Below are 26,522 nucleotides of genomic sequence, written 5' to 3'. Positions count from 1 at the left end.
TTTCTAGCGTTAACAAAAGTGACCGAAATGTTATCATTCATTTGTATTATGTAAATGCGATATATAAATTTAATAATACAATAGAGGTATTGCTGTTATTGCAGGTATTAAATAGTTTTTTAACTAACGTAATTAATTTAGTAACTAAAAAACACGCTATATTATTGGCATGACAACAGGAATGAAAATAAACAATCAATAAAATTTCCGTCACCCAATTCTGAATTTCAATATTTAAAATCTGGAGTATTAATATGACCAGTAACGAACGAATTCTGCAGCCATTTACTTTACCGAATGGGACTGAACTGAAAAACCGTTTGCTAATGGCGCCAATGACCACCTGCACCGGTTATTTCGATGGTACCGTCACCAGCGAGCTCGTTGAATACTATCGCGCCCGCGCCGGCAGCATCGGGACTATCATCGTTGAATGCTGCTTTATTGATGATTATGGTCTGGCCTTCCCGGGCGCTATCGGCATCGATAACGATGAAAAAATCGCCGGGCTGGCGAAAATCGCCGAAGCGATTAAAGCGGAAGGCTCAAAAGCGATTTTGCAGATTTACCACGGCGGTCGCATGGTTGACCCGCAATTGATTGGCGGTCGCCAGCCGGTGGCGCCGAGCGCCATTGCCGCGCCGCGCGACGGCGCCGCTATGCCGCGCGCCCTCAGTGGTGAAGAAGTCGAAGGCATGATCGCCAAATTTGGCGACGGCGTACGCCGCGCGATTCTTGCCGGTTTCGACGGTGTCGAAATCCACGGCGCCAACACCTATCTTATCCAGCAGTTCTATTCGCCGAACTCTAACCAGCGTGACGACCAGTGGGGCGGCAGCCGCGATAACCGCGCCAGATTCCCGCTGGCGGTGCTGGACATCACGCATAAAATGGCCCGTCAGTACGCTGACGATGCCTTTATTATCGGCTATCGCTTCTCGCCGGAAGAGATGGAAGTCCCGGGGATCCGCTTCGACGACACCATGTATCTGTTGGAGAAACTGGCCGCCCGCGGCGTCGATTATCTGCATTTCTCAGTTGGCGCGACGCTGCGCCCGTCTATCGTTGATACCTGCGATCCGACGCCGCTGATTGAAAAATACTGCGCCATGCGTTCTGAAACGCTGGCGCAGGTGCCGGTGATGGGTGTCGGCGGAGTGGTTAACGCAGCCGACGCCGAACAGGGCCTCGATCACGGTTATGACCTGATGGCCGTCGGCCGCGCCTGCATCGCCTATCCGGACTGGGCTTCACGTATCGCCGCCGGCGAAGAGCTGGAACTCTTTATCGACAGCACCCAGCGCGAGGCGCTGCACATTCCGGAACCGCTGTGGCGTTTCTCGCTGGTCGAAGCGATGATCCGCGACATGAGCATGGGCGACGCGAAATTTAAACCGGGGATGTTTGTCGAAACCGTTCAGGACGATGCCAACGAACTGGTCATTAACGTCAGCCTCGAAAACGATCGCATTGCGGATATCGAGCTGGCCGCAAGCCCAGTACAGAGCGTTGAATTTACCACCAGCTTCGAAGAGATCCGCGAACGTATTCTGACCGCCAACACGCCGCACGTCGATGCTATCTCCGGCGCGACCAGCCAGAGCGAAGCGGTGAAAAAAGCGGTGTCCAAAGCGATGCTGAAATCCAGCAAAGCGCTGGCCGCGGAAGAGGGCGGCAACGATACCGCGCCGAAAAGCTATGACGTTGTGGTGGTGGGGAGCGGTGGCGCCGGTCTGGCTGCGGCGATTCAGGCCCACGACGAAGGCGCCAGCGTGCTGATCGTCGAAAAAATGCCGACTATTGGCGGCAACACCATCAAAGCTTCCGCCGGGATGAACGCCGCGGAAACCCGCTTCCAGCGCGTCAAAGGTATTCAGGACAGTAAAGAGTTGTTCTATCAGGAAACCCTGAAGGGCGGCCACAACAAAAACAACCCGCAGCTGCTGCGCCGTTTCGTTGAAAACGCGCCGCAAGCCATTGAATGGCTGGCGGACCGTGGGATTATGCTTAACGATATCACCACCACCGGCGGGATGAGTATCGACCGTACCCACCGTCCGCGCGACGGATCGGCGGTTGGCGGCTACCTGATTAGCGGTCTGGTGCGTAATATCACCAAACGCGGTATCGATGTGCTGCTGGATACCTCGGTAGAAGAGATCCTGATGCGCCACGACGAAGTGAGCGGCGTGCGTCTTATCAACGATGAACAAGAGGTCATCGAAGTGCAGGCCAAAAGTATTATCGTGGCGACCGGCGGCTTCAGCGCCAACAGCGCGATGGTGGTGAAATATCGTCCTGACCTCGAAGGCTTCGTGACCACCAACCATAAAGGGGCGACCGGTAGCGGTATCGCGCTGCTGGAACGTATTGGCGCCGGCACCGTGGACATGGGCGAAATTCAAATTCACCCGACCGTCGAGCAGCAGACCTCGTACCTGATTTCCGAATCGATTCGCGGCGGCGGCGCTATTCTCGTTAACCAGCAGGGGAACCGCTTCTTCAACGAGATGGAGACCCGCGATAAAGTGTCTGCGGCGATTATCGCGCTGCCGGAACACTATGCTTACATCGTCTTCGACGAGCATGTGCGGGCGAAAAACAAAGCCGCCGACGAGTATATCGCCAAAGGCTTCGTCACCAGCGCCAGCTCGCCGCGTGAACTGGCGGAGAAGCTGGGGATGGATTACCATGCGTTCCTCGCTACCCTGGAATGCTACAACGGCGCGGTGGAAAAACAGCACGATGAAGCGTTTGGCCGCACAACCGCGCTGCGCGCGCCGATTAACGAAGGCCCGTTCCACGCCATTCGTATTGCCCCAGGGGTGCACCATACTATGGGCGGCGTGACCATTAATACCGATGGCGAAGTGCTGAATGTGGCGCAGCAGCCAATTCGCGGCGCCTACGCCGCGGGTGAAGTGGTTGGCGGTATCCATGGCGGTAACCGCATCGGCGGTAACGCGGTCGCGGATATCATCATCTTCGGTACCCTCGCGGGCCATCAGGCGGCGAAACGTGCCAGAGGATAATAGGTAATTGCTGATGCCGGGCTGGCTTAGCCGCCCGGCTTATCCCTTCTAAGGAGAGCCCGATGTCCGATAACCGCGTCTATAGCTACTCCGCCGTGTTGATGGGCTCGCCCATCCTGCTCAAACTCTATTCCCACGATGAGGCGCTGGCCTCCCGCGTATTTCAGTTAATTAAACGCTACGAAGATCTGCTCACCGTTAACCGCGCGCAGTCGCAGGTGATGGATATCAACCATGCCGCCGGGCGTCATCCCGTTACCGTTAGCCGTCCGGTGTACCAGCTGATTAAGTGCGCTAAAGCCGCCAGTATGGTGCGTGACAGCGCCTTTAATCTGGCTATCGGCCCGCTGGTTAAACTGTGGCGCATTGGCTTTCAGGGGCATAGCGTGCCGTCGGCGGCGGATATTGCGGCGCGGCTGCCGTTAACCCGCCCGCAGGATGTCATTCTCGATGACGAAAAGCAGAGCGTGTGGCTGGCGCAGGCTGGAATGGAAATTGACCTTGGCGCAATCGCCAAAGGATATATCGCCGATCGGGTACGCGATTACCTGGGCCAGCAGGGGATCGAACAGGCGCTGATTAATCTCGGCGGCAATGTACATACGTTAGGGGAATGGGCGATTGGGCTGAAAAAACCCTTTGCCGCGGCGCAGGAACTTATCGGCTCGATTGCCGTTAGCGGGCAGTCGGTTGTCACTTCAGGCACCTATGAACGCTATTTCGAGCAGGATGGCAAACGCTGGCACCATATCCTCGATCCGCGCAGCGGCTATCCATTGGATAACGAACTCGACAGCGTCACGGTCATTTCCGCGGATTCACTGGACGGCGATATCTGGACCACGCTGCTGTATGGCCTTGGCGTGGAGAAGGGCTGCGCGGCGCTGCGCCAGCGGGACGACATTGAAGCGATTTTTGTCACCAAAAACCGCAACGTGATTCTATCGTCACCGCAGCGCATCCGCTTTCAGCTGCGCGACAGCGGCTACCAGATTACTGACTGTACTGCTTGAGCAGGCCGTACTGCTCGGCGACCAGGCGGTAGCGATACACCGGTCGGCCGGTCGCGCCGTAATGGATGGTCGTATAGAGAATATTGATCTGCGCGAGCCAGATCAGATATTTGCGGCAGGAGACGCGCGAGATATTCACCGCCGCCGCCAGCTCATCGGTAGAAAATTCCACATCAGGGTGGCTGTCAATCCACTGGCACAGCGTGCGTAGGGTTTGCGCCGTTAAGCCTTTCGGTAGCTTACGCGCGTCAGCCGCTTCCGGCGCGCCGCCGTGCAACAGACGATCGACATCCGCCTGCTCGTAATAGGGCTGGCCGGTCATCAGTTTGCGCTTTTCGCGCCATGCGGTCAGCGCCTCTTCAAAGCGCGGGAACTGGAAAGGTTTAATCAGATAATCCACCACGCCGTAGTGCATGGCGGTTTGAACGGTGGCGGCATCGGCGGCGGAGGTTATCATAATCACGTCGATGGCGCGGCCGCTGGCGCGAATGGTCGGCAGCAGATCCAGGCCGCTATCCTGCTGCATATAAACGTCCAGCAGTACTAAATCGATCGCCATCTGCGGTTCGTTAATCATCTCCTGGGCTTTGCCGAGCGTCGACGCGGTGCCGCAGCAGCTGAAACCGGGGATGCGCGCCACGTACAGGCGATTCAGCTCGGCAACCATCGCATCGTCGTCAACAATCAATACATTTATCACGCTTTTTTCCTTTTACTATCCCAGGGCAGGTGAACAAAAAATTGGGTAAATACGCCAGGCTCGGACTCAACGGCTAGCGTGCCGCCGAGTTCGTGGAGCTGCTGGTTGGCGAGAAACAGGCCGACGCCGCGATTCTCGCCTTTGGTGGAGAAGCCCTTATTAAAAATGGCGTCGATATTGGCCGCCGGGATCCCCGGGCCGTCGTCGCTGACTTCACCGCTTAGCCAGCCATCCTGATAGTGCAATAGCAGGCTCACTTCACCTTCCGCCTGGCCGCTCATCGCATCCAGCGCATTTTCAATGAGATTACCTAATACCGTTACCAGCACGGTGACCTGTTTTTCATTCGGGCAATCCGGCACCAGGCTTTCTTCGGCGAGGTTCAAGGTGAAGCCTCGCTCTTTGGCGCGCTGGATTTTACCAATCAGGAAGCCGGCGACCACCGGCGATTTTATCCGGTGCTGAATTTCGCCGATGTCGGCCTGATAGGCATGGGCGGTTTGCAGTACATATTCTTCCAGCTTGTCATAGCTTTTCATATTCAGCAGGCCGAGGATTACGTGCAGCTTGTTCATAAATTCGTGCGAAGTGGTGCGCAGGGCATCGACGTAGCTCATCATGCCATCCAGCCGTTGCACCAGTTGGCTCATCTCGGTTTTATCGCGGAAGGTGCTGATGGCGCCAACGATGGCGTTCTGGCTGCGCACCGGGACGGTATTGCTAATCAGCAACAAGCCATTACAGCCGAGCGCGCGGTCATAGATGGGCTCGCCGCTGCGCAGAACTTCCTGCAGGTCCGCCAGCAGCGGGGTGCGATCGATGCTTTTATCCGGCCCGCTAAGTAACATGCCGCGGGCGGCCGGGTTAATTAGCGTGACCTGGCCGCTGCTATCCACAGCGATCACGCCTTCTTTGAGCGAGTGCAGCATCGCCTGACGCTGTTGGAACTGGGTAGAGATATCCTGCGGCTCCAGCCCCAGCAAAATACGCTTCAAGCCGCGCACCAGGCTCCAGGTGCCGATTGCGCAGACCAGCGCGCTGAACAGAATGGTCAGCAGGACGTCCCAGCGGCTATTGGCGATCTGTTCGTCGACTTTACTCAGCGAAATCCCCACCACCACCACGCCTATCTGTTGATGCTGTTCATTGAATACCGGGGTGAACACGCGCAGCGCCGGCGCCAGTACGCCGTGGTTAATCGCCACGTTTTCGCGCCCGGCGAGCGTCGGGCGGATATCCTCGCCGATAAACGGTTTACCGATGATGGCGCTATCCGGATGCGAATAGCGGATACCGCGCATGTCGGTCACAATCGCGTAAAGCAGATCGTTACGTCGGGTAATGGCCTGCGCCAGCGGCTGAATAATATTGCTCTGCGGCGGCTCGCTGAGGCCGCGCTTCACCTGCGGCATATCGGCCATGGTGCGCGCCACCGCCAGCGCCGTCTCTTTTAAGCCGTCGCGGGTGGCGTTGCTGATCTGCATAAACCATAGCGCGTAGACCAGCAGCAGCACCGCGCCGATAACGCTGCCAATCATCAGCGTGACGGCGGTACTTAATTTCAGGCTGCGGGCGCGCTTACGTGCGGGCGGCTGTAGCTCGGCTTCCTTCATGACAACCCCGGTCAATTCGTTGAACGATCATTATCGCCGATAGGGCGGCTTTCATAAAGCCGTGTAATAACAGTAAAACCGGCTTACCGGATATCCGCTGCCTGACATGCGTAGCCCTCATGCTCGGATAACGCGCAATCGCGCCGCGATTAGGTGTCGAGTGAACAAACTGTGACCCCCGTGGCGGTAAAGCCGTGGATGAAGGCTTTACACTGGCCGCATCAATCAAATAGCCGTGATGAATGAATGGATATGTCATTGCTATTGATGTAGCCGCAGTGAGTTCGGTTTTAAATGGAGGTTTTATGAGCAGTAAGCCAACCGCATCAATGCTGGAACGACGCCACCCGCAAACGCGCCATATCGATACGCTCGCCACCCTCGATATGCTGACCCTGCTGCAGCAGGATAACAAACAGATAGCCATCGCCATCGATGCCTGCCTGCCGCAGATTACCCGGCTGGTGGATAACGCCGCGGCGACCCTGAGCCGGGGAGGACGGCTGATGATCATTGGCGCCGGGGCATCCGGGCAGGCGGCGTTGCAAACGGTTAATGACTATTCCCCTGAAGCCAATCACTCACTGGTGGCGATTATCGCCGGCGGCGAAGGGAGCGCGCTGCAGGCGGCCGAGATGGCGGCTAACGATTATGACGCCGGCGTGCGCGATTTGCAGCTACATGCCTTCAGCGCCAACGATATGCTGCTGGCCCTTTCCGTCAGCGGCAAAACACCGTGGGTGTGGGGAGCCATGCGTCACGCCTGGTCGCTGGGAGCGCCGATTGCGCTACTGACGCAGCTGAGCGACAGCGAGGCTGCGCAGCTGGCGGATATTATTATTGCGCCGCAGACCGGGCCGGAGGCGGTAGCCGGTTATGGCAACCCGAAAGCGCAACTGGCGCAGCGGCAGATCCTCACCCTGTTAACTACCGGCCTGGCGGTACGCAGCGGCAAGGTGTACGGCAACCTGCGCGTAGACCTCCAGGCAACCAGCCCGCGTTGGGAGGAGCGGCAAATCGCCATGGTGATGGCCGCCACAGAGTGTACGCGCGCGCAAGCCAAAGCTGCGCTGGCCAGTTGCAATCAGCATTGTCGGACGGCGATTCTGATGCTGATGACGGGGCTTGATGCCTGGCAGGCGCGGGATCTGCTCAGCGAAAACAACAACCATCTGCGTATCGCCCTGGGTGAAGCGCAAGAGAAAACGCCATGTAACGTCAGTTAATTTCCTCGCCGCGCCGGTTTGTTAAATAACTAAATAAACCGGCGCTATATTTCTTATCGCCTGAATAATCCTGCTTTTTTTGCCGCTATTTTCGCAATAACCGCCAGTGAAATAAATAAACTGATTTTTTAAGTTAAAAAACTGTTTGCATTAAAATATCAAAGTGTAAATGATATTTTAAAATAAAGTAAAAGTGCGTTAATATGACGGCTCTTATTACACTTTTGCTACGCGATATTTCTATTATGCCTGCAATTAAAAAAACGATTATATCTATGACCGCATTAGCGATGTTCGTCAGTACGGCGACCTACGCGAATGGCGATACCTCGAAAAAAACTGATTTTCTGCTGATCGGCGGCGGCATCATGAGCGCTTCGCTGGGCACCTGGCTGCAGGAACTGCAGCCGGAGTGGAAACAGGTGATGGTGGAGAAACTCGACGGCGTCGCGCTGGAGTCCTCTAACGGCTGGAATAACGCCGGTACCGGTCACTCGGCAAATATGGAACTGAACTACACGCCGCAGCGTGCAGACGGTTCTATTGATGTCAGCAAAGCGCTGGATATCAATGAACAGTTTATGATTTCGCGCCAGTTCTGGTCGGCGCAGGTCAAACGCGGTATTTTGCACGACCCGCACTCGTTTATTAATTCCACGCCGCATATGAGTTTCGTGTGGGGCGATAATGTTGATTATCTGCAAAAGCGTTATAACGCGCTGCAGCAGACTACCTTATTCCAGGGAATGAAATTCTCCACCGATCACGCGCAAATTAAACAGTGGGCGCCGTTGGTCATGGAAGGACGCGATCCGCAGCAAAAAGTGGCCGCCACCTGGACGCCGGTCGGTACCGACGTGAACTACGGTGAAATCACCCGTCAGCTGATCGGCAGCCTGAAAAAGAGCAGCAATTTCTCGCTGCAGACCTCTTCTGAAGTCACCGATTTCAAACGCAATGCCGACAACTCCTGGCACGTGACGATTAAGAACGTGAAGAGCGGTGAAGAGCAGGCTATCGACGCCAAATATGTCTTCATCGGCGCCGGCGGCGGCGCGCTGAAGCTGCTGCAGAAAACCGGCATTCCGGAAGCGGACAACTATGCGGGCTTCCCGGTAGGCGGCTCGTTCCTGATGACCGAAAACCCGGAGCTGACTAAACTGCACCAGCAGAAAGTCTATGGTCAGGCCTCGGTTGGCGCGCCGCCGATGTCGGTACCGCACCTGGATGCTCGTTACCTCGATGGTAAGCGCGTGGTGCTGTTCGGACCATTCGCCACCTTCTCCACCAAGTTCCTGAAAAACGGTTCGTTCTTCGATCTGCTGAGCACCACTACCACCAGCAACGTACTGCCGATGACCCACGTTGGCCTCGACAACTTCGATCTGGTGAAGTACCTGATTAGCCAGGTTATGCTCAGCGATGATGACCGCTTTGCGGCGCTGAAAGAGTACTACCCGAACGCGCGCAAAGAAGACTGGAAACTGATTCAGGCCGGTCAGCGCGTGCAGATCATCAAAAAAGACGCGGAGAAGGGCGGCGTTCTGAAGCTCGGCACCGAAGTGGTGGTCGATCAGCAGAAAACGATTTCTGCGCTGCTCGGCGCATCGCCAGGTGCTTCCACCGCCGCGCCGATCACCCTGAACGTTCTCAAGCAGATGTTCCCGCAGCAGTTTAACTCGCCGGAATGGCAGAGCCGCATTCGCGCCATCGTGCCGAGCTACGGCGAGAAGTTAAACGGTAACGTGGCGCTGACCCAGCAGGTTTGGGATGACACCGCCGCGACGCTGCAGTTGACTAAGCCTCCGGTCATTCAGATGCCAGAGTCCGCGCCGACCGCGACCGCCAAACCGGCAGAGACGCCGCGCGAAGCCTCGCCGCAGCACGATATGGCGCTGTAACGACGCATCCAGGCAGTGAATAAAAGGGAAGACCATGGTCTTCCCTTTTTTGCGTTATTTACCGGCTGACGCCGCGCGCTGCCTGCAACTTTGGCCTCATAAAAGATATACTGGTTTGAATTGAAACAGAAAATTAAACCAGGAGTGTGGAAGGGCTATGAAAGACGATATCAACCAGGAGATCACCTTCCGCAAGCTGTCGGTCTTTATGATGTTTATGGCGAAGGGCAATATCGCCAGAACCGCCGAAGCCATGAAGCTCAGCAGCGTTAGCGTTCACCGCGCACTGCATACGCTCGAAGAGGGGGTCGGCTGCCCGCTGTTTGTCCACAAAGGGCGTAACCTGCTGCCGCTGCAGGCGGCGTGGACGCTGCTCGAATACTGCCAGGATGTGATGAGTCTGATGAGCCGCGGGCTTGAGGCGACGCGCAAAGTCGCCGGCGTTGGTCAGGGGCGGTTGCGCATTGGTACTCTCTATTCGCTGACGCTGGAAACCGTTCCGCGCATCATTATGGGGATGAAGCTGCGTCGCCCGGAGCTTGAACTGGATCTGACGATGGGCTCCAACCAGATGCTGCTGGATATGCTGGAAGACGATGCCCTTGACGCTATTTTAATCGCCACCAATGAAGGCGAGTACAATAATTCGGCCTTCGACGTGGTGCCGCTGTTTGAAGATGATATCTTCCTCGCCGCGCCGGCGACGGAACAGCTGGATACCTCGCAGCTCGCCGACCTGCGCGATTACGCCGATCGCAAGTTTGTCTCGCTGGCGGAAGGGTTTGCGACTTATGCCGGGTTTCAGGAGGCTTTTCAGGTAGCCGGTTTTGAGCCGGAAATTGTGACCAGGGTGAATGATATCTTTTCGATGATAAGCCTGGTGCAGGCGGGCGTCGGCTTCGCGCTGCTGCCGGGGCGCATGAAGAAAGTCTATGAAAACGATGTGCAGCTGTTAAAGCTGGCGGAACCCTATCAGATGCGCCAGCTGATCTCTATCGTCTATTCACACCATCGCGAGCGCGATGCCGACCTGCTGGCGCTGGCGGCGGAAGGGCGCATGTACGCCCGCAGCATTAATCGCTAAGCCGCTTTGCAAGATGGCGGGCGACGTCTACGCCGCTGCGCTCCAGCGCAATGGTCTCGCCGCGCCAGCCTGCCTGGCGGGTCAGGCAGGTGAGCACGCCGCCGGGCGGCATCTCGATTGCCAGTCTCGCGTCGCGTTCATCGGCGGCGATCATCGCCTCCTGCCAATGTACGGTGCGCGCCATGTTCATCGCCAGATCGTCGGCGATCCGCTGCGGATCCCACAGCACGCGCGCCGTCGAGCCGCTTAAATAGGCGCGCTGAGGGCGCGTTAAGGTGACCTCGGCGAAGGCTTTTGCCAGGGCGACGGCCGGTTTAGCCAACAGCGCGCAGTGCGACGGCACGCTGACCGCCAGCCGTTGGGCTTTACTGGCGCCAGCCTGCAGCGCCAGCTGCGCCACCTCGGCCATGGCGTCATCACGCCCGGCGATCACGATCTGCGTTTCGGCGTTCAGGTTGGCGAGATACACCTCGTGGCCCTGCATCAGCGCCTCAATCCGCGGGCGGGTCAGCCCCATAATCGCCGTCAGCCCGTAACCTTCGGGATAAGCCTGCTCCATTAAATCGCCGCGCAGCGCCACCAGCCGCAGCGCGCTGGCGAAATCGAGCGCGCCGGCAATCACCGCTGCCGGAAACGCGCCGATAGAGAGCCCGCTGACCATCTGCGGATCCACACCCTGACGCTGAAGCTCGCGCGCCCAGGCCACCCCGGCGATCAGCAGACAAAGCTGGACCGCACGGGTATGCTTTAGCGCATCGGCGCTATCGAGAGTATCGACTTCATCCCCCAGCACGGCGCGCGCCTGGGAGAGGATAGCCTCGCGATCGGGGATTGCCGCCAGCATCGCGGGGCGCTGACCGCCCTGACCGGGAAACGTAAATAAAATCTTCATCATTCCTCCCTGTGCCACGGCGTCGCGGTTAAGCGCGCGCCGCGGGATGTTTTCAGCAGCGCGCGGCCATCGCGCAGCCACTCATTAAGAGCGAAGGCGCCGTAGGGTGTTTCTACCTGGGTATCGGCGCGGCACGGTAGTTGGGCCACCCGGGCCTGCCATTCCAGCAAGGCCTCGCGGTCCAGCGGCTGCGGCGCGCGGATCAGCAGATCCAGATCGCTTGCCGCATGCAGCACCGGGATTTCGGTTGCCAGCGCGTAGCCGGTACTGCCGGTGACGCCCCAGCCCCAGGGCCAGCGGTGTAAGGTGAGGGCGATAGCCGCCTGGACCGGCGGCTGCGAGACAAACGGCGAGCAGAGTAATGCTTCGCGCTCGACAAGCATCTCCGGGGTGACGCTGCGCACGATATTGTGCGCCTGTACCCAGCCGGCAGCGCGCTGCTCGCGCTTCATGCCCCGCACTCCAACCGGGATGCGGGCCTGGTCGTCAACGTCGCGCCTCACCACCACCGGCAGCGCGGCTCGCCACTGCTGAGCCACCCACGGCTCGGCAATAGCTTCCAGGGCGCTGGCGTGGTTTAACCAAACTAAATCGTGGGGACGCGGCGTTGATGACATGGTTTACAGTCCTGAAGTCAAAGAGATAAACAGCGGTAGCGACAGGATACACAGAACCGAGCTTAACAGCAGCACGGCTTCAGCATCCGGAGACTGCACGCCGAAGCGGTTGCCGAAGACCACGCCGAAGAAGCCGGCGGCCAGCGCAATCATCAGGATCGCGGTAATGGCAATAGAGCCGTGCAGACCAAGTAACATCACCAGACCCCAGGCAATAAACGGCTGCACCAGCAGTTTCACGATGGTTGAGGTAGCGATCAGCGCATTGAGCTGCAGTTTACGTGCCGACAGGATCACCCCGGTGAGGAACAGCGCGGCGGCGGTGGCGGCCAGGCCCAGCGGTTTGATCGACGCCAGCAGCAGGTCCGGCATTTTAATGCCGATAGCAGAAAGCACCACCCCAAGCAGCGGGCCCCAGACGATCGGTTTTTTCACCGAACGCCACATCAGCACCGGCAGCATCGCCAGCGTAGAACCGCTGTTTTCACCCGCGGCGCGGGCTTTTTCACGCTCCAGAATCAGCAGGCAGAACGGGGTCATCAGCACCGAGCCGCAGGCGATAGAAACCGCCACCGACAGCGAGGTTGACGCGCCTTCACCCAGCACGCTGCCGAGGATCGGCAGACCCAGCGCGGCATAGTTTGGCAGGGCGACGGTGAGGGTCAGCACCGCGGCATCCTGCGGCGTACGTTTGAACACGCTGGTGGCGAGGAAGTAGATTGCGGCATAGGTGATCCACATCGCGCCGGTCAGCACCAGCACCAGTGGCGACTGGGCGACGATACCGGCCCACGGCGTTTGTACCGTCGCGCTAAACAGCGTGGCGGGTAAGGCAAAATCCATTACAAAAATATTAAGCAGCGAGACGTTTTTGTTATCTACCATCCCGGCCTTTCCGGCCCAGAAACCCAGCAGCATAATGACGAAAATGGGCGCGAGAGCATGAATAATCACATAAGTCATAAATCACCTGTAAATAAAATAGAGTACTGGCGCGATTGTTATTTTTTCTAAAAGCCGTCCCTTCCCGGAGCGTTTATTCCGCGCTCCGGGAGACTGCTTCCGGCAGGTTTTCTTCTACTACTTACGTACGAACGTCTTACCAGCTGGCGCGCATGCGATCGCGAACCAGTTGTGAGCTGCGGCGGTTTTCCGCGCCCAGGCGGCACTTCAGTGAGGTATCGGTGCGCGCGTCAGCGATGGCGTCGCGCAGGGTACGGCTGACCAGCGACAGATCGCCTTCGTCTGGCGCATCCGGATGGTTGATATCGAGCAGGGCGGAGAGCAGGCCGAGCGTAGCGTAGTTGCTGACGTCGTAGGCCATCGGCGGGATCGTCGCCGCCAGTTTCTCCAGCGCTTCTACGGTACGCAGCGTAATACGCGCCGCCGATTCTTTACCCATCGCGTGAACCAGCACGCCGCTATCGTTAAAGGCGATCAGGCGGTTGGCCTGATAGCCGTGGGCCAGAAACGCCCCGGACATCGCTTTTCCGACAATCAGGCCAATCACCGGGTGGCCGGCAAGACGGGCTTTGGCGTAGGCGCCTGCCGCCCCGGCCAGGGCCTGGTGGATGCCAAAGGCTTCTTCGCGGCGGCCATAGGCCTGGCTCGGGACATCAATTACCGCGACGATCGGCCGTTTGACAGGCCGATCGGCGTCGGCGGCGATGGTTTCGTTGACCACTTTCGCCAGCGTCCAGCCTTCCAGCAGTCCGACTTCGCCGCCGGCGGCGCGCGGGTAGTGGTTGTTAGCGTCAGGCACCACGGCGATAAAGCGGACGTTTTCGCCATCAATCTGGCCATCTGCGACCTGCACTGAAGGGCACAGACCACTCATCAGCGGCGCGTTGGGCGCCAGTTTGTTCAGCCATAGCGCGGCGCGGTTTGGGAACTGACTCATTATTTATCCTCCCGGGCAAAAAGCTGTTTAATCTGCGCGGTATCCGCCTGCTGGCGGGTATCGAATTGGCTCAAGCGACGCAGATAATCGTCATAGTTGTCGCTGCGGTGTTGTGCCGGTACACCTTTGGCGATCGCCTCATTCATTGCGGTTTTAACCGCGTTAACGCCATCGTTAACCAGCGCGTCGACCAAGCCGCTGGCGGCGCGAATTTCGCCGCCGGTCATGCTCCAGATAAACGGACGGTTACGGGAGTCGTACTCTTCAATTCCGGCTTCCTGCTCGATAACCTGCGGGCCGTTGAGGCCGAGACGGGCTTCACGGGTGACTATAAGGTAGCTGCACAGCGCCGCGGCGATGGACATGCCGCCGAAGCAGCCGACGGTACCGGTAATAATGCCGACCACCGGGGTGTAGCGGCGCAGGTCGACAATCGCGGCATGAATATCGGCGATGGCGGCCAGACCGAGGTTGGCCTCCTGCAGACGTACGCCGCCGGTTTCGAGGCACAGTACCGCCTGCGTCGGGATACCGTTGCGGTTATCTTCCGCCGCCAGCTCCAGTGCGGCGGCCATTTTGGCGCCGGAGACTTCGCCCATGCTGCCGCCCTGGAAGGTGCCTTCGATGGCAATTACCACCGCAGGTTGGCCGTTGATAGTGCCTTTGGCGACCACCATACCGTCGTCGGACTGCGGGACGATGCCCTGCGCGCCGAGCCACGGCGACATAATGCCTTCAAACGGATCCAGCAGTTCGCGGTAGCTGCCGTCGTCCAGCAGGGCGTGGGCGCGTTCGCGAGCGCGCAGTTCAATAAAGCTGCGATCGTTACGCATGAGCAGCCTCCTCAAATACTTGTTCAATACGAATACGGGCGACGCCCGGCGTGGCGCCGAAGTCGTGGATAATCAACTGCCCGGCGGGCAGACCGTTGATCAGGTTCAACCTGTCGAACAGCGCCTGCCAGCGCGCCTGGCTGTTATCCACTGAGGTGGTGATTTGTACGTTGAGCGTGGCGCCCTGTGCGGCGGTATAAAGCACTTCCATATCGCCTGAACCTACGACCCCTGCCAATGCTTTGCCGCTGAGGGCGCGGTTGGCAGGAAATGACAATGTAATCTGTTCCATAACATCCTCTGAATGCGTTAGCCGGAAACCCGGTCGAGAAACAGGGTGGCGGCAAGGAGATCGGCCGCACCACCCGGCGAGGCGTTTTGCGCCAGCATCTGCGCATCGAGGCGCGCCAGCGCGGCGCGACCGGCGACGCTGGCGCAACCGCCCGCCGCCAGAACCTCACGGGCGCCTTGCTGCATGGCGTGCAGGCCGTTCATGCCGGCCCGCGACAGCACGCAGGTATCGCTCAGCGAGGTCATGATGGCCATCAGCGCGTCGAGGCGCGCCTGCGGCTCGCTGGCGCCTCGCGCCCGGCTTTGCTGCAGTTGCGGCAGCGCCAGGGCGGTAACATGCGGAAATCCGCGCTGCGCTTCCTCGCGTGCCCCCGGCACCTGCCAGCGACGGCTGGCGCGCAGCCCTTTACTAAAGCTTTTCGGCGCGAAGCCGTCAGGCAGGCGGGCGAGGGAGGCGGCGGCGGCGGCGATCGCCTGTGATTGACCCTCTCCACCCAACATCGCCACCGCGCTGACCAGCAGGCCCAGCGCCCAGATAGCGCCGCGGTGGGTGTTAACTCCACCCGTCGCCATCATCATCTGCGCTTCACCTTCGCGACCGAGGCGGCCGACGGTTTCGCGCAGGGCGATATCCGCCGGACGCTGCCAGCTTTGCTGCGCCAGCGCGTGAAACGTCGGCTGTAGGCTACGGGCGGAGCGTTCCATCAGGTCCAGATTGAGATCCTGATGCGCGCCGTTGCCGCGACTATCGACCAGACCCGGTTTCGGGCTCAGACGGGCTTCGTCAATCAGACACGCGCTGGCGGTATGCGCCAGCCAGCTGACGCGGCTTTCTGCGTGTAGGGGGGAGAGTTTTTTCATTACCAGCTCCGGAATTTTGCCGGTGGGTTATACAGTCCGTCGGACCATTTCACCAGGTCGGCGACGCTGCCGGCGGCCAGTAGTGAGCGGGTGGCATCGCTGCGGCGAATGCCGATATCTTCCGGGTACACCACTTTGCCGCTCTGGCGCAGCGCGGCGACGCGTTTGGCGTCCACGCCGAGGCCAATATCGGTGATCCCGGCCACCGCGGCGACCATCGCCCGGCGCTCTTCAAGGCTTTCCGCCCGGTACAGGTAAGCGATACCCTCTTCGGTCAGCACGTGGGTCACGTCATCGCCGTAAATCATCACCGGCGCCAGCGGCATGCCGGAAGTTTTGGCGACCTCGACCGCATCGAGCGTTTCAACGAAGGTCGGTTTCACGCCGGCCTGGAAGGTTTCGACCATCTGCACCACCAGTTTTTTACCGCGCTGCATCGGGTCTGGTTCAGTGATCATATTGAGCCAGGCCGGGGTGGCGTGGCGGCGACCGTGCGGGTCGTGGCCCATGTTCGGCGCGCCGCCGAAGCCGGAAAGGCGGCCGCGGGTGACGGTGGAGGAGTTGGCCAGACCATCAACCTGCAGGGTCGAACCGATAAACATATCTACCGCGTACTGACCTGCCAGCTGGCAGAAGGCGCGGTTAGAACGCATCGACCCGTCCGGGCCGGTAAAGAAGATATCCGGGCGGGCGCGGATGTACTCTTCCATCCCCAGTTCGCCGCCGAAGCAGTGCACGCTCTCCACCCAACCGCTCTCGATGGCCGGGATTAAGGTAGGGTGCGGGTTCAGCGTCCAGTGTTTACAGATTTTGCCTTTCAGGCCGAGCTGTTCGCCGTAGGTGGGCAGCAGCAGCTCGATGGCGGCGGTATTAAAACCGATACCGTGGTTAAGCGACTGCACCTGATGCTCCGCGTAGATGCCTTTAATCGCCATCATCGCCATCAGAATGTGTTCTTGCTTAATCAGACGCGGGTCGCGGGTGAACAGCGGTTCAATAAAGAACGGTTTGTCGGCGACCACCACGTAATCGATCCACGAGCCGGGGATATCGACGCGCGGCAGATCGCATTCGTCGTCCACCAGTTCGTTGACCTGGGCTATCACAATGCCGTCGTGGAAGGCGGCGGCTTCTACCAGCGCCGGGGTATCTTCGGTACTCGGTCCGGTATACAGGTTGCCTTTACGGTCAGCTTTATAGCCGGCGATCAGCGCGACGTTTGGCGACAGATCGACATACAGGCGGGAGTAGAGTTCGATATAGGTGTGGATGGCGCCGATTTCGAGCAGACCATCTTCCAGCAGCTGCGAGATGCGCAGGCTTTGCGTGCCGGAGAAAGAGAAATCCAGTTTACGGGCAATGCCTTTTTCAAACAGGTCCAGATGCTCGCTGCGCCCGACGCTTGGCATAATCATATGCAGGTCGTGGATTTTCTGCGGATTGACCTCGGCGAGCATGCGGGAGAGGAAATCAGCCTGCTTCTGGTTGTTACCTTCCAGTACTACCCGGTCGCCAGGGGCGAGCAGATTTTCCAGTACGCTGACCAGTTGGTCAGTGGGGATGACTTTGCCGGCAATCTTCGTTTCGGCCAGCCGCCGCTGTTTTTCCGTCCGGCGACGGTTCCAGACCCGTCCCGTCGTTTGTTCAGCATTCATTGTTAACCTCCTGATTCGACAAATCGTTTCGTTTGTCCTGGTGGAAGTTAGTGTGCGATGCGCAGCGCTGCGCATCAATTAAGCACGCCGGCTAATCGTTAGCTTTAGAGTAATGATTGGATATGCCCATTTGTGATGGGGATCAATAATAAAAAAGGAGTAACGGTCTAAGCGGAAAAGATGAAAGGAGGGGAAGGCTGGCGGATAGGCCAGCCAGATTGCCGGTTATTCTTTACTTAAGTCGCTGAGTAAGAAAGCAATACTCTGCCCGCCGTTGGTTTGCTCAAGGGCGATTTTCACAATGATGGTCAACGGCACCGACAGCAGCATGCCGACCGGGCCAAGCAACCAACCCCAGAATATTAACGACAGAAATACCACCAGCGTGGAGAGCCCCAGTCCGCGGCCCATAATGCGCGGTTCGAGAATATTGCCGAACACCAGGTTGATAATAAGGTAACCGGCAGTGACGATGAGCGCCTCATACAGGCCGCCAAATACCATTACCTGCAAAATCGGCGGGATGGCTGCCAGTACCGAACCGATATTGGGAATGTAGTTCAGCGCAAAAGCCAGCAGCCCCCACATAAAGGCGAAACGGACGTCCAACAGCGCCAGCATACCCCAGACCACCAGTCCGGTGACCAGGCTTATCGCGGTTTTCAGCACCAGATAGTGGGACACGCTATCAATCGCCCGCTGAATGGCGCCCATCCCCTCAACCGGCCGCGACATCAGCTGCTGGAGCTTGGCGGGCAGTTGCGGCACTTCCAACAGCATAAATACTACGGTGAGCAGCAACAGAAAAATGGACGACATCGCATTCGACAACTGGGTCAACAGGCTGGTAACCAGCGTCATCACCGCGTTGGGATCGATATACTTATTCAGCTCAATGGCGGAGACGGTAAAACCAAAGCGCTGTAGCCACGGCGTGACCGTTTTTAGCGGTTCGGCCAGCGACGTGCGGTATTGCGGCAGAGTGCGCGCCAGTTCGTTAAGCGAGGTGCCAAGCGACGCCAGCAGTACCACCGCCAGCAGGACGATAGCGCCCACCAGTAGCGAAATCGCCAGCACCCGGGGCACCCGACAGCGCACCATCAGCTGGACCAGCGGATTGATCACCACCGCAAGGAACAGCGCTAAGATAAAGGGGACGATAATGTCGGCGGCAAAACGGATGCCCGTAAGGATGATAACCAACATGCCCAGCATGATGACGATCTTGAGTCCATTAAGGGTGATGATGGGTTTGGCCATTGGGTTCCTTACGGTAAAGATGAAAACGTCCTTGATCATAGCGACTTTGCTATACACGTTTATGATGGAGATCAGTTTGAGAAAATACTAATTGAAATCGCGCCTTAGACGTAAAGAATTGCAAAGACTTTGAGTTAATATTAACACTATGGTACAAATTTACTTGTGTTTAACTACCGAGGACAATTTTTTTCCGCAATGACGAGAAGCAACACCGCGGATAATTGTAATTTTATGAACAATCAGTTCAGCCTTTATTTTTCGACTCATCACGCATTACCTTTCATCCTTTCCCGATTTGCTGGCGAACAGCACTGGCGCTCCGCGCTATAGTCCCATTCTCTCTGCCTGAGCTGGCGCACCGCGCACGGCTAAAACTACGTCAGAATTTTTTCGGTTTACCTTCGTAAGCCGTCATGGATTGTATTCTCAAGCAGGAGAAGGGATTATGTTTTATTGGATTTTATTAGCCTTAGCTATCGTTGCTGAAATAACCGGCACGCTGTCTATGAAATGGGCAAGCGTCAGCGGCGGTCATACGGGCTATATTTTAATGCTGGCAATGATTGCGCTTTCATATATTTTCCTGGCCTTCGCCGTTAAAAAGATTGCTCTCGGTGTGGCGTATGCGCTATGGGAAGGTATCGGTATTCTGTTGATTACCGTATTTAGCGTGCTGCTGTTCGATGAAAGCCTGTCTATCGTAAAACTGGCCGGGCTGGCAACGCTGGTCGCGGGTATTGTGCTGATTAAGTCCGGCACAAAGAAAGCGGTGAAACAGCGTGAGGAGACAGTTCATGCAACAGTTTGAGTGGATTCACGGCGCCTGGCTGGCGCTGGCTATCGTACTGGAAATTACCGCGAACGTATTTCTGAAATTTTCCGACGGTTTTCGTCGTAAAATCTACGGTATCCTGTCGCTGGCGGCGGTGTTAGGGGCTTTTAGCGCTCTTTCGCAGGCGGTAAAAGGTATCGATCTTTCCGTCGCTTATGCGTTGTGGGGAGGGTTTGGGATCGCGGCGACTATCGCCGCCGGTTGGATCCTCTTTGGACAACGCCTTAACCATAAAGGCTGGGTTGGCGTCGTGCTGCTGGTAGCCGGCATGGTATTGATAAAACTGGCTTGATATGATGCCGCCTGCGTAAGCTGGCGGCAAATTCTGTCCTCTGTATTACGCTTAAAAAGCAGATTCGGCCTGGTTTCGGTAGGCCGCTATGAGGACAGCGCATGATCCCTTTGCCAGGCTGGCGGAATATTCCCTCTGCCAAAATTCTTTCTGTACTGGTCTTTTTCGCCGGCCTGGGGCTGGTGGTCTCCGTTATTTCTCTTTTCTATTTGTCACAACACCTGGTCAGTATAAAAACCAATGAAATTGATAAGCACCGTTCGATGCTCTCGGTGCAAGGGGCCGTACAGACATCGGTCAATCGGGTGTTGTCTTTGGTATTGGATAATTCGATTTGGGATGATGCGGTTAAACAAACCTATACGCCCCATCTTGACCCACACTGGCTGTATGATTCGTGGGGGGCGGGTTTTAAGATTAATAATCTCTACGACGGGACCTTTATCCTGGATGAAAACTATCGGATCCTGTGGGGCGCTTTTCGCAGCGAGCCATTTACCGAACCCGATATTGGTTTTTTTGGCAGCGGGCTGCAAGCCCTTATCGAGCAACACGCGAACACGCTGAGACGTGGTGAAAATGCCTTTGCTGGTATTACCCGCACCCGGGAGGGTATCGCGTTTGTGGGTATCGGCTTGATTCGCCCGACGATCGGCCGCTTACCGGTTTATGACAAGACCCGTCGCTATCTGGTTATTACCCGCCACATTAATCCGACCATGCTGGAAAACCTGGGGAATACTTTCCAGATTAATCGCCTGCATACGACGCAGCTCGCCGGCGAATACAGCGTACCATTGCGCACAGAAGGTGGGGAAACGCTGGCATATCTGAGCTGGCAACCGCGTCTTCCTGGCGCGGAGGCGGCGCGAGCCGCGTCAAACAGCATCAGGCTCATCGCCATTCTGGCGGCGAGTTTGATTCTGCTATTTATTCTGCTCAGTAGCCTGGGGTTATACAAACTGGCGCGCGGCGAACAGCAGGCGCGAAAAAATGCGTTAATCGATTGGCTGAGCCGTTTGCCGAACCGTCGGGCGCTGATTGAACGCTTAAATGCGATGGGCGAATGCGGCAAGAATGAAATGCAGAGCGTGGTATTTATCGATCTCGATGGCTTCAAAGACGTTAATGACAACTATGGCCATGATGTTGGCGACGCGCTAATCGCACGCATTGCCCGCGAATTACGCGACCGTGTTCCGGCGGGGGCGATGCTGGCGCGGATGGGCGGTGATGAATTCGCCATGACCGTCAGCGGTGAACAAGCGCTTAATCAGGCTTCCGCGTTTGCCTGGGCGGTGCTTGAGTTATTAAAAGCCCCTATTGAACTCAGCGAGCGCAAAATATACATCAGCGCCAGTATCGGTATTGCCAGCGGCGTACCGGCATTATGCTCCAGTACCGAGTTATTCCGCCGCGCCGACATGGCTATGTATCACGCGAAGAAGAGCGGTAAGGGGAGAGCGGCCTGGTACGATGATACCCTCAACGAAACGCGTCAGCACCAGTTGCACATTGAAAATGGTATCCGGGAAGGGCTGGAAAGGGGCGAATTTGACGTCTGGTATCAGCCGATCGTCAACGCCGAAACGCTGGCGATGGAAGGAGTTGAAGCGTTACTACGCTGGCCGCGGCGGCCTGAAGGCCCACTTGCGCCAGATGCTTTTATTTCTATCGCTGAAAGCAGTGGTTTGATCTACGCGCTAGGTCAATTTGCCTTATCGCAAGCCTGTTACGACTTACAACCGATGGGGGATTTGTTGCTTTCCGTCAATATTTCACCGGCGCAATTCCGTGACCCGGAATTCGAAACGCGGGTGGTCCAAACCCTGGGACGCTGTCAGTTTCCTGCTCGCCGCCTGCAGCTTGAAGTGACCGAAAGCTATGTACTGGAAAACCCGGAGCGCGCCCGCGTGGCTATCGAGAACCTGAAAGCGTTGGGTATCGCCGTCGCGCTGGATGATTTCGGCATTGGCTATTCCAGTATTGGTTATCTACGCAGCTGTCGTTTTGATAGCCTCAAGATTGATAAGTCGTTAGCCGGGGTGGTGGATGTCGACCCACAGGCGGCAGAACTGGTGCGCGGCACGGTACGTATCGCTAATGCGCTGGGGATCACCGTGGTTGCAGAAGGGGTAGAAACTCAGCAGCAGCTGGCGCTGCTGCGGCGGGCGGGATGCGATCGACTGCAGGGATTTTATTTCAGCCAACCGATGCCTATCGACTCATTGCTTCAACTGCGCCAGCAGCAGGGATAATTACTCTTTGGCCAGCGCTTCCAGCTTGTCGAGAAAACCGGTCACGGCAATGGCCCGGTTATCGGCGCGATAGCGATCTTTCGGCCCCGGCGCCGAGCTTTGCACCGCAATGACCTGCCAGCCGTTATCCGTTTTCAACAGCAGTGGAGAACCGCTGTCGCCCGGTAGCGTATCGCATTGATGCGATAACACCGACGTTTGCGCCCATCCCGTCACCAGACAATCCTGGTGGCTATAGAGGCTATCCAGATGATCTTCCGGGTAGCCGGATTGCGTCACTTTGCGGTCCGTGGCTTTTAGCGCCGCGGTCAGCGCTTCTTTATCACCACTAAAAACAGGAACAGGCGTAATACCGCCTGGCGCGTAGCGCAGGACGATCAGGCCAAAGTCCCAGGGGGCTGCGGAAGAGGGGACAATCCAGCCATCGCCGTCAGCTTTAAGCCGTTTGCCTAGCGATGGGTCGGTACGGCCGTCAATCCCGTGAATTTCATAGACCCAGTTGCCTTTACGCGAGATAAAACGCAACGCGACGGCCTTGTCCGGCTTGCCTTTCGGCGGCTGCAGCAAACAGTGACCGGCGGTGAGGGCCAGATGCGGAGAAATCAGCGTTGCGGTACACAGATTACCGCTGGCGGTTTCTAATTGACCGATGGCATCCCAGGGGGAACTGGCCGGATCGCTGACCGCTTTACGATCGTCATGGCCGAAAAAAAGCGTTTTGATATCTTTCGCGCTCATGCCGTCATCATCGGCGTGAGCAAACAGGGGAAATACACAAAACGAACACAGTAATAACAGTACGTCTCTACGCATATCACTCTCTGGGGAGATAATTATGTCTATTGAAAGTAGCAGGAGATTTAAGTTTATGAAAGTTAAGAATAATTTTTATTAAGCCAAACGGCAGATAAAACGACTCCTGAAGACATTTCATCTCTGCGAGAACCATGGTAATTCAGAGGGTTAACGCATAATCTCTGCTGTCGTCATTTCCGCAGAAAGCGGCGGGCAACGCAACATAATTCGTGTATCGGAACGTACGTAAAGCGCGGGAAAAATAATCACTTTGCCTTGCAGGACATTCGTAAAGCGCAATTTTTAGCGGGCGTTTTAGTTGCCTGAAGTACGCAAAAGTTCATCGTCATTGGCGTTTTTTTACCATCTTCTCAATTATTTTCACTACGAAACATTTTCTCACTGTAAACATTGTTTTCGCCGGTTCCCATTGAGTGAAATGTGAGGTTGACCCGGCCATCATAAGCACAAGGTCATTTCCCGCAGTGGGAGGGTGTATGTCTAAACAAGGTATTCGCGCGTTAGTTTATGTTTCGTTAGTTTCAATTTTTATGTGGGGAGCGATGGGTTATCTCGTGATTGAGGCGGTACATGCCCTGTAACGAGCCGCCAGCGCCGCTGAGGTGGCGTTGGCTATAATATCTGCCAGTGAATGCAGAACTGGCGGACATGATGACTATCGATGAGACGCAATTACGGGCGGTGATTACAGGAGCGAAAACCGAAGTGTCGGCCGCTGAATTGGCGGTGGAGTTGCTGGCGGCGCGGCAAAAAATTAGCGAGCTGGAACGTCAACTGGCGACGCCGATTCGCTTGCCTTTCTCCAGCGCGAGCCCGGTATGTGAAATTGAAGCGGGATATGCTGCAGGAGTCAGCGATTGCCGTCAGGCTATTCGTGAAGCCGGTTTTCCCATTGAGGGGGAAGATTAGCGGCGCCTAATAGAGGAAAAAGCGGGTTGCCACCAGCGCGCAGATTATCAGCAGTATCAGGATGAGCTCAAAACGATAACGTCGCAGCATAGCGCTCTCCAGAAAAAAACGGCGCTGAAACAGCGCCGATTTATACAAGACCAGACTAACCGGAAAGATTATGCAGCCGGCTGAGCAGCAGGTTTAGCTGCGGTGTGTTTAGTGGTTTTGTGGTGTTTTTTGGCAGCCTGAGCTTTCTGCGCTACTGGTTTAGCGGCAGTTTTGTGGTGCTTTTTGGCAGCCTGAGCTTTCTGCGAAGCCGGTTTAGTGGCGGCTTTGTGGTGTTTTTTCGCTGCCTGAGCTTTTTGCTCTACAGCAGGTTTTGCCGCGGCTTTTTTGTGTTTCTTGGCAGCCTGGGCTTTCTGTTCTGCAGCTGGTTTGGCGGCAGCTTTGTGATGTTTTTTATGGTGAGTGGTCTTGGCAGTGGTGCTGTGAGTTGCAGCAGCAGGTGCCTGAGTGGTGCTTACTGCATCAGCAGCGAAAGCAGCGGAAGACAGACCCATAGCAGCGGCAACGACCAGAGCTAATACTTTTTTCATTCTGATATCCTCGAAAAGGTTTCTTCATTTCAACCCCACTGCGGGGCCGTTGAAGTAACTATATGCTTGTCTTTTCGAGCTTTCCGTGAGTGTTTGGTATCGGCGTGTAACCGTTTGTACAATACGAGCAAGGCGGGGGTAAAGCGCCGGAGCAGGCCCCGGCGCGCAGGCTTAGAGATAACGGGCGGTAAGGTGCTGGCGGAAATACTCGCTGTTGAGATCTTCACCGGTGGCATTCTTAATCAGCTGCGAAGTGGTAAAGCGGCTGCCGTGTTGCCAGATATTTTGCCGCAACCAGTCGAACAGGGCGTTAAAATCGCCGCCGGCGATATCCTGAGCGAGATTCGGTAGCGCGCGTCTGGCGGCCGCCATCAGCTGTGCGGCGTACATCGCCCCCAGCGTATAGGAAGGGAAATAGCCGAAACCGCCATCGGTCCAGTGAATATCCTGCATACAGCCGTCACGATAGTTGCCGAGGGTCGAAATACCCAGCCAGCTCTGCATTTTCTCATCCCACAGGGCCGGAATATCGTCTACTTCAATATCGCCGTCGATCAGCGCCCGCTCGATTTCATAGCGCAGAATGACGTGCGCCGGGTAGCTGACTTCGTCGGCATCGACGCGAATGAAGCCCGGCTTCACGCGCTGGTTCCAGGCGATAAAGTTTTCCGCGCTGAACGCCGGCTGGTCGCCAAAGCGCTGACGCACGGCGGGCAGCAGGCGGTTGAGGAAGGCTTCGCTGCGGCCAAGCTGCATTTCGAAGAACAGACTCTGAGATTCGTGAATCGCCGTTGAGCGAGCCAGCCCAACCGGCTGATCGACCCAGTTACGCGGGAGGTTCTGTTCATAGCGAGCGTGGCCAGTTTCGTGGATCACGCCAAATAGCGCGCTGAGCAGATCGTTTTCGTTATAGCGGGTGGTGATCCGGATGTCCTCTGGCACGCCGCCGCAGAAGGGGTGTGCGCTAATATCCAGACGCCCGCCGTCAAAATCAAAGCCTAAAACCCGCATCGCTTCCAGGCCCAGCTCACGCTGATCGGCGATGGCGAAGGGCCCCTGTGGCTCGAGCAGCGTCTTCTGCGCTTGCTTATCGACGACGTTTGCCAGCAGCGACGGCAGCCAGGATTTCAGATCGGCGAATAGCACGTCAAGACGCGCGCTGGTCATGTCGGGTTCAAAAATATCCAGTAGGGCGTCGTAGCGGGAACACCCTTTCGCTTCGGCTCGGATCTGCGCCTCTTCGCGACTGAGCTTAACGACTTCGCACAGGTTTTCGGCAAATCCCTGCCAGTCGTTAGCCGGACGCTGGCTGCGCCACGCGTGTTCGCAGCGGCTGCCGGCCAGTGATTTCGCCTCCACCAGGCTCTCCGGCAGTAGCGCCGCCTGCTGGTACTGTCGGGTCATTTCGCGCAGGTTAGCTTGCTCCAGATCGTTAAGATCTTCCTGCTGGGCGTGCCGCAGCCATTCGCCAACCTTCTTATCGGTCAAAATTTGGTGCTGCAGTACCCCGAGCTCCGCCAGCGCTTCGCCGCGCGCGCGGCTGCCGCCGGGCGGCATCATGGCGAACATATCCCAGCCGGCGATGGCGGCAAGGTGCGAGAAGCGGGAGAGCCGTTGGAAAGTGCGGGTGAGCTGCTGATAGTTGTTGTTTTCAGTCATAGTCTCTGCTGGCCTGTGGCGAGTGAAATAAATCTGTTGTCAGTGGGTACACTAGCGCGTCGGGGGGATTTGGTCGAGTCGTGGGCACGACATTTTGCGTGCGGCGAAAAATGCGCATGTGATGACTATAACGGACGGCGCGCCACGCCAGCGGCTACACTGATAACAGGCGCTGGCTGTCAGCGGAGGCGAGTATGAATCCGTTCACGTGGGTGTTTTTCGCACTGCTCTCTATGGATGCTCTCAGAGAACTGTTGGGGTTGCCGTCGGTGCTCGGGCTATGGTGAGCGGACGTGA

Annotated in this window: 24 protein-coding genes; 10 read left to right on the top strand and 14 right to left on the bottom strand. The window is 57.0% G+C overall.

Going from position 1 to position 26,522, the window contains the following annotated elements; genetic code table 11:
- Nucleotides 1-254: 254 nt before the first annotated feature.
- Nucleotides 255-3,032 carry a flavocytochrome c gene (locus PGR23_RS06975; RefSeq protein ID WP_047042876.1) on the top strand — a complete coding sequence of 926 codons (2,778 nt, stop codon included), beginning with the start codon at nt 255-257 and terminating at the stop codon, nt 3,030-3,032.
- A gap of 62 nt (nt 3,033-3,094) precedes the next feature.
- A complete protein-coding gene (locus tag PGR23_RS06970) occupies nt 3,095-4,045 on the top strand; it encodes an FAD:protein FMN transferase (protein ID WP_045392351.1) in 951 nt (316 codons plus the stop codon).
- Here the strand turns inward: PGR23_RS06970 and dcuR are convergent.
- Together dcuR and PGR23_RS06960 are read right to left on the bottom strand one after the other, a co-directional pair.
- The gene (dcuR, locus tag PGR23_RS06965; RefSeq protein WP_315710278.1) at nt 4,026-4,745 is read right to left on the bottom strand and encodes a two-component system response regulator DcuR; all 720 of its coding nucleotides are present in this window, start codon (nt 4,743-4,745) and stop codon (nt 4,026-4,028) included. The two genes, PGR23_RS06970 and dcuR, sit on opposite strands and share 20 nt — an antisense overlap.
- Complete coding sequence (locus tag PGR23_RS06960) at nt 4,742-6,358, bottom strand: sensor histidine kinase (protein WP_045392345.1); 1,617 nt, start codon at nt 6,356-6,358, stop codon at nt 4,742-4,744. Before PGR23_RS06960 ends, dcuR begins: the two co-directional genes overlap by 4 nt.
- Nucleotides 6,359-6,663: 305 nt before the next feature.
- On the opposite strand from PGR23_RS06960, the gene PGR23_RS06955 reads away from it, so the two are divergent.
- The 3 genes from PGR23_RS06955 to PGR23_RS06945 all read left to right on the top strand — a co-directional run bounded on the left by PGR23_RS06955 (nt 6,664) and on the right by PGR23_RS06945 (nt 10,569).
- Entirely contained in the window at nt 6,664-7,584 is a 921-nt protein-coding gene (locus PGR23_RS06955) for an N-acetylmuramic acid 6-phosphate etherase (protein ID WP_315710281.1), read from the top strand.
- A gap of 245 nt (nt 7,585-7,829) precedes the next feature.
- Nucleotides 7,830-9,485 (top strand): malate dehydrogenase (quinone), encoded by a 1,656-nt coding sequence (mqo, locus tag PGR23_RS06950; RefSeq protein WP_047042937.1) that lies wholly within the window; start codon nt 7,830-7,832, stop codon nt 9,483-9,485.
- 157 nt (nt 9,486-9,642) lie between these two features.
- Nucleotides 9,643-10,569: a LysR family transcriptional regulator gene (locus PGR23_RS06945; RefSeq protein ID WP_045392340.1), complete on the top strand. Its 927-nt coding sequence runs from the start codon at nt 9,643-9,645 to the stop codon at nt 10,567-10,569.
- On the opposite strand, the gene mdcH is transcribed toward PGR23_RS06945, so the two are convergent.
- From mdcH to PGR23_RS06900, 9 genes are all read right to left on the bottom strand, one after another.
- The gene (gene mdcH, locus PGR23_RS06940) at nt 10,559-11,461 is read right to left on the bottom strand and encodes a malonate decarboxylase subunit epsilon (RefSeq protein WP_042892381.1); all 903 of its coding nucleotides are present in this window, start codon (nt 11,459-11,461) and stop codon (nt 10,559-10,561) included. The genes PGR23_RS06945 and mdcH overlap by 11 nt on opposite strands.
- Nucleotides 11,461-12,078, bottom strand: coding sequence for a malonate decarboxylase holo-ACP synthase (locus PGR23_RS06935; RefSeq protein ID WP_063415016.1), 618 nt, complete (start codon nt 12,076-12,078; stop codon nt 11,461-11,463). The genes mdcH and PGR23_RS06935 overlap by 1 nt, the downstream gene beginning before the upstream one ends.
- A gap of 3 nt (nt 12,079-12,081) precedes the next feature.
- Nucleotides 12,082-13,041, bottom strand: a complete 960-nt coding sequence (locus PGR23_RS06930; protein ID WP_004148291.1) for an AEC family transporter — start codon at nt 13,039-13,041, stop codon at nt 12,082-12,084.
- A 136-nt stretch (nt 13,042-13,177) separates the two neighbouring features.
- Nucleotides 13,178-13,978, bottom strand: a complete 801-nt coding sequence (mdcE, locus tag PGR23_RS06925) for a biotin-independent malonate decarboxylase subunit gamma (protein ID WP_213797280.1) — start codon at nt 13,976-13,978, stop codon at nt 13,178-13,180.
- The gene (locus PGR23_RS06920; RefSeq protein WP_012541866.1) at nt 13,978-14,811 is read right to left on the bottom strand and encodes a biotin-independent malonate decarboxylase subunit beta; all 834 of its coding nucleotides are present in this window, start codon (nt 14,809-14,811) and stop codon (nt 13,978-13,980) included. Before PGR23_RS06920 ends, mdcE begins: the two co-directional genes overlap by 1 nt.
- A complete protein-coding gene (gene mdcC / locus PGR23_RS06915; protein WP_008805033.1) occupies nt 14,804-15,103 on the bottom strand; it encodes a malonate decarboxylase acyl carrier protein in 300 nt (99 codons plus the stop codon). The genes PGR23_RS06920 and mdcC overlap by 8 nt, the downstream gene beginning before the upstream one ends.
- 17 nt (nt 15,104-15,120) lie before the next feature.
- Nucleotides 15,121-15,963 carry a triphosphoribosyl-dephospho-CoA synthase gene (locus tag PGR23_RS06910; RefSeq protein WP_047042900.1) on the bottom strand — a complete coding sequence of 281 codons (843 nt, stop codon included), beginning with the start codon at nt 15,961-15,963 and terminating at the stop codon, nt 15,121-15,123.
- Nucleotides 15,963-17,618 carry a malonate decarboxylase subunit alpha gene (gene mdcA / locus PGR23_RS06905; RefSeq protein ID WP_315710288.1) on the bottom strand — a complete coding sequence of 552 codons (1,656 nt, stop codon included), beginning with the start codon at nt 17,616-17,618 and terminating at the stop codon, nt 15,963-15,965. Before mdcA ends, PGR23_RS06910 begins: the two co-directional genes overlap by 1 nt.
- 225 nt (nt 17,619-17,843) lie before the next feature.
- A complete protein-coding gene (locus PGR23_RS06900; protein WP_015366785.1) occupies nt 17,844-18,878 on the bottom strand; it encodes an AI-2E family transporter in 1,035 nt (344 codons plus the stop codon).
- A gap of 448 nt (nt 18,879-19,326) precedes the next feature.
- Between PGR23_RS06900 and mdtJ the strand changes: the two genes are divergently transcribed.
- From mdtJ to PGR23_RS06885, 3 genes are all read left to right on the top strand, one after another.
- Nucleotides 19,327-19,689 carry a multidrug/spermidine efflux SMR transporter subunit MdtJ gene (mdtJ, locus tag PGR23_RS06895; protein WP_396279732.1) on the top strand — a complete coding sequence of 121 codons (363 nt, stop codon included), beginning with the start codon at nt 19,327-19,329 and terminating at the stop codon, nt 19,687-19,689.
- Nucleotides 19,676-20,005: a multidrug/spermidine efflux SMR transporter subunit MdtI gene (mdtI, locus tag PGR23_RS06890; RefSeq protein WP_045392324.1), complete on the top strand. Its 330-nt coding sequence runs from the start codon at nt 19,676-19,678 to the stop codon at nt 20,003-20,005. The genes mdtJ and mdtI overlap by 14 nt, the downstream gene beginning before the upstream one ends.
- A gap of 101 nt (nt 20,006-20,106) precedes the next feature.
- The gene (locus PGR23_RS06885) at nt 20,107-22,263 is read left to right on the top strand and encodes a putative bifunctional diguanylate cyclase/phosphodiesterase (RefSeq protein ID WP_396279731.1); all 2,157 of its coding nucleotides are present in this window, start codon (nt 20,107-20,109) and stop codon (nt 22,261-22,263) included.
- Here the strand turns inward: PGR23_RS06885 and PGR23_RS06880 are convergent, their stop codons facing one another.
- Nucleotides 22,264-23,076, bottom strand: a complete 813-nt coding sequence (locus PGR23_RS06880; protein ID WP_047042911.1) for a trypsin-like serine peptidase — start codon at nt 23,074-23,076, stop codon at nt 22,264-22,266. It lies immediately after the preceding gene.
- A gap of 654 nt (nt 23,077-23,730) precedes the next feature.
- Between PGR23_RS06880 and PGR23_RS06875 the strand changes: the two genes are divergently transcribed.
- A complete protein-coding gene (locus tag PGR23_RS06875) occupies nt 23,731-23,988 on the top strand; it encodes a hypothetical protein (RefSeq protein WP_052667954.1) in 258 nt (85 codons plus the stop codon).
- 158 nt (nt 23,989-24,146) lie between these two features.
- Here the strand turns inward: PGR23_RS06875 and asr are convergent, their stop codons facing one another.
- Nucleotides 24,147-24,566 carry an acid resistance repetitive basic protein Asr gene (gene asr / locus PGR23_RS06870; RefSeq protein WP_315710294.1) on the bottom strand — a complete coding sequence of 140 codons (420 nt, stop codon included), beginning with the start codon at nt 24,564-24,566 and terminating at the stop codon, nt 24,147-24,149.
- Between the two features lie 171 nt (nt 24,567-24,737).
- Nucleotides 24,738-26,225: a carboxypeptidase M32 gene (locus tag PGR23_RS06865; protein ID WP_315710296.1), complete on the bottom strand. Its 1,488-nt coding sequence runs from the start codon at nt 26,223-26,225 to the stop codon at nt 24,738-24,740.
- A 194-nt stretch (nt 26,226-26,419) separates the two neighbouring features.
- On the opposite strand from PGR23_RS06865, the gene PGR23_RS06860 reads away from it, so the two are divergent.
- Nucleotides 26,420-26,512, top strand: coding sequence for a KPN_01571 family protein (locus tag PGR23_RS06860; protein WP_020078946.1), 93 nt, complete (start codon nt 26,420-26,422; stop codon nt 26,510-26,512).
- The last annotated feature ends 10 nt before the right edge of the window (nt 26,513-26,522 follow it).

This window comes from Klebsiella sp. 141162 (genome assembly GCF_050600755.1).
Classification (GTDB): Bacteria; Pseudomonadota; Gammaproteobacteria; order Enterobacterales; family Enterobacteriaceae; genus Klebsiella; species Klebsiella aerogenes.
Note: the sequence above shows the minus strand (reverse complement) of the source record. Positions and strands in the feature narration are given on the sequence as shown.

Excerpts from the sequence above, each read along its gene's own strand:
- PGR23_RS06975 (WP_047042876.1), top strand. The coding sequence starts at position 255 with ATGACCAGTAACGAACGAATTCTGCAGCCATTTACTTTACCGAATGGG.
- PGR23_RS06970 (WP_045392351.1), top strand. The coding sequence starts at position 3,095 with ATGTCCGATAACCGCGTCTATAGCTACTCCGCCGTGTTGATGGGCTCG.
- PGR23_RS06960 (WP_045392345.1), bottom strand. The coding sequence starts at position 6,358 with ATGAAGGAAGCCGAGCTACAGCCGCCCGCACGTAAGCGCGCCCGCAGC.
- PGR23_RS06955 (WP_315710281.1), top strand. The coding sequence starts at position 6,664 with ATGAGCAGTAAGCCAACCGCATCAATGCTGGAACGACGCCACCCGCAA.
- mqo (WP_047042937.1), top strand. The coding sequence starts at position 7,830 with ATGCCTGCAATTAAAAAAACGATTATATCTATGACCGCATTAGCGATG.
- PGR23_RS06945 (WP_045392340.1), top strand. The coding sequence starts at position 9,643 with ATGAAAGACGATATCAACCAGGAGATCACCTTCCGCAAGCTGTCGGTC.
- mdcH (WP_042892381.1), bottom strand. The coding sequence starts at position 11,461 with ATGAAGATTTTATTTACGTTTCCCGGTCAGGGCGGTCAGCGCCCCGCG.
- PGR23_RS06935 (WP_063415016.1), bottom strand. The coding sequence starts at position 12,078 with ATGTCATCAACGCCGCGTCCCCACGATTTAGTTTGGTTAAACCACGCC.
- PGR23_RS06930 (WP_004148291.1), bottom strand. The coding sequence starts at position 13,041 with ATGACTTATGTGATTATTCATGCTCTCGCGCCCATTTTCGTCATTATG.
- mdcE (WP_213797280.1), bottom strand. The coding sequence starts at position 13,978 with ATGAGTCAGTTCCCAAACCGCGCCGCGCTATGGCTGAACAAACTGGCG.
- PGR23_RS06920 (WP_012541866.1), bottom strand. The coding sequence starts at position 14,811 with ATGCGTAACGATCGCAGCTTTATTGAACTGCGCGCTCGCGAACGCGCC.
- mdcC (WP_008805033.1), bottom strand. The coding sequence starts at position 15,103 with ATGGAACAGATTACATTGTCATTTCCTGCCAACCGCGCCCTCAGCGGC.
- PGR23_RS06910 (WP_047042900.1), bottom strand. The coding sequence starts at position 15,963 with ATGAAAAAACTCTCCCCCCTACACGCAGAAAGCCGCGTCAGCTGGCTG.
- mdcA (WP_315710288.1), bottom strand. The coding sequence starts at position 17,618 with ATGAATGCTGAACAAACGACGGGACGGGTCTGGAACCGTCGCCGGACG.
- PGR23_RS06900 (WP_015366785.1), bottom strand. The coding sequence starts at position 18,878 with ATGGCCAAACCCATCATCACCCTTAATGGACTCAAGATCGTCATCATG.
- mdtJ (WP_396279732.1), top strand. The coding sequence starts at position 19,327 with ATGTTTTATTGGATTTTATTAGCCTTAGCTATCGTTGCTGAAATAACC.
- mdtI (WP_045392324.1), top strand. The coding sequence starts at position 19,676 with ATGCAACAGTTTGAGTGGATTCACGGCGCCTGGCTGGCGCTGGCTATC.
- PGR23_RS06885 (WP_396279731.1), top strand. The coding sequence starts at position 20,107 with ATGATCCCTTTGCCAGGCTGGCGGAATATTCCCTCTGCCAAAATTCTT.
- PGR23_RS06880 (WP_047042911.1), bottom strand. The coding sequence starts at position 23,076 with ATGCGTAGAGACGTACTGTTATTACTGTGTTCGTTTTGTGTATTTCCC.
- PGR23_RS06875 (WP_052667954.1), top strand. The coding sequence starts at position 23,731 with ATGACTATCGATGAGACGCAATTACGGGCGGTGATTACAGGAGCGAAA.
- asr (WP_315710294.1), bottom strand. The coding sequence starts at position 24,566 with ATGAAAAAAGTATTAGCTCTGGTCGTTGCCGCTGCTATGGGTCTGTCT.
- PGR23_RS06865 (WP_315710296.1), bottom strand. The coding sequence starts at position 26,225 with ATGACTGAAAACAACAACTATCAGCAGCTCACCCGCACTTTCCAACGG.
- PGR23_RS06860 (WP_020078946.1), top strand. The coding sequence starts at position 26,420 with ATGAATCCGTTCACGTGGGTGTTTTTCGCACTGCTCTCTATGGATGCT.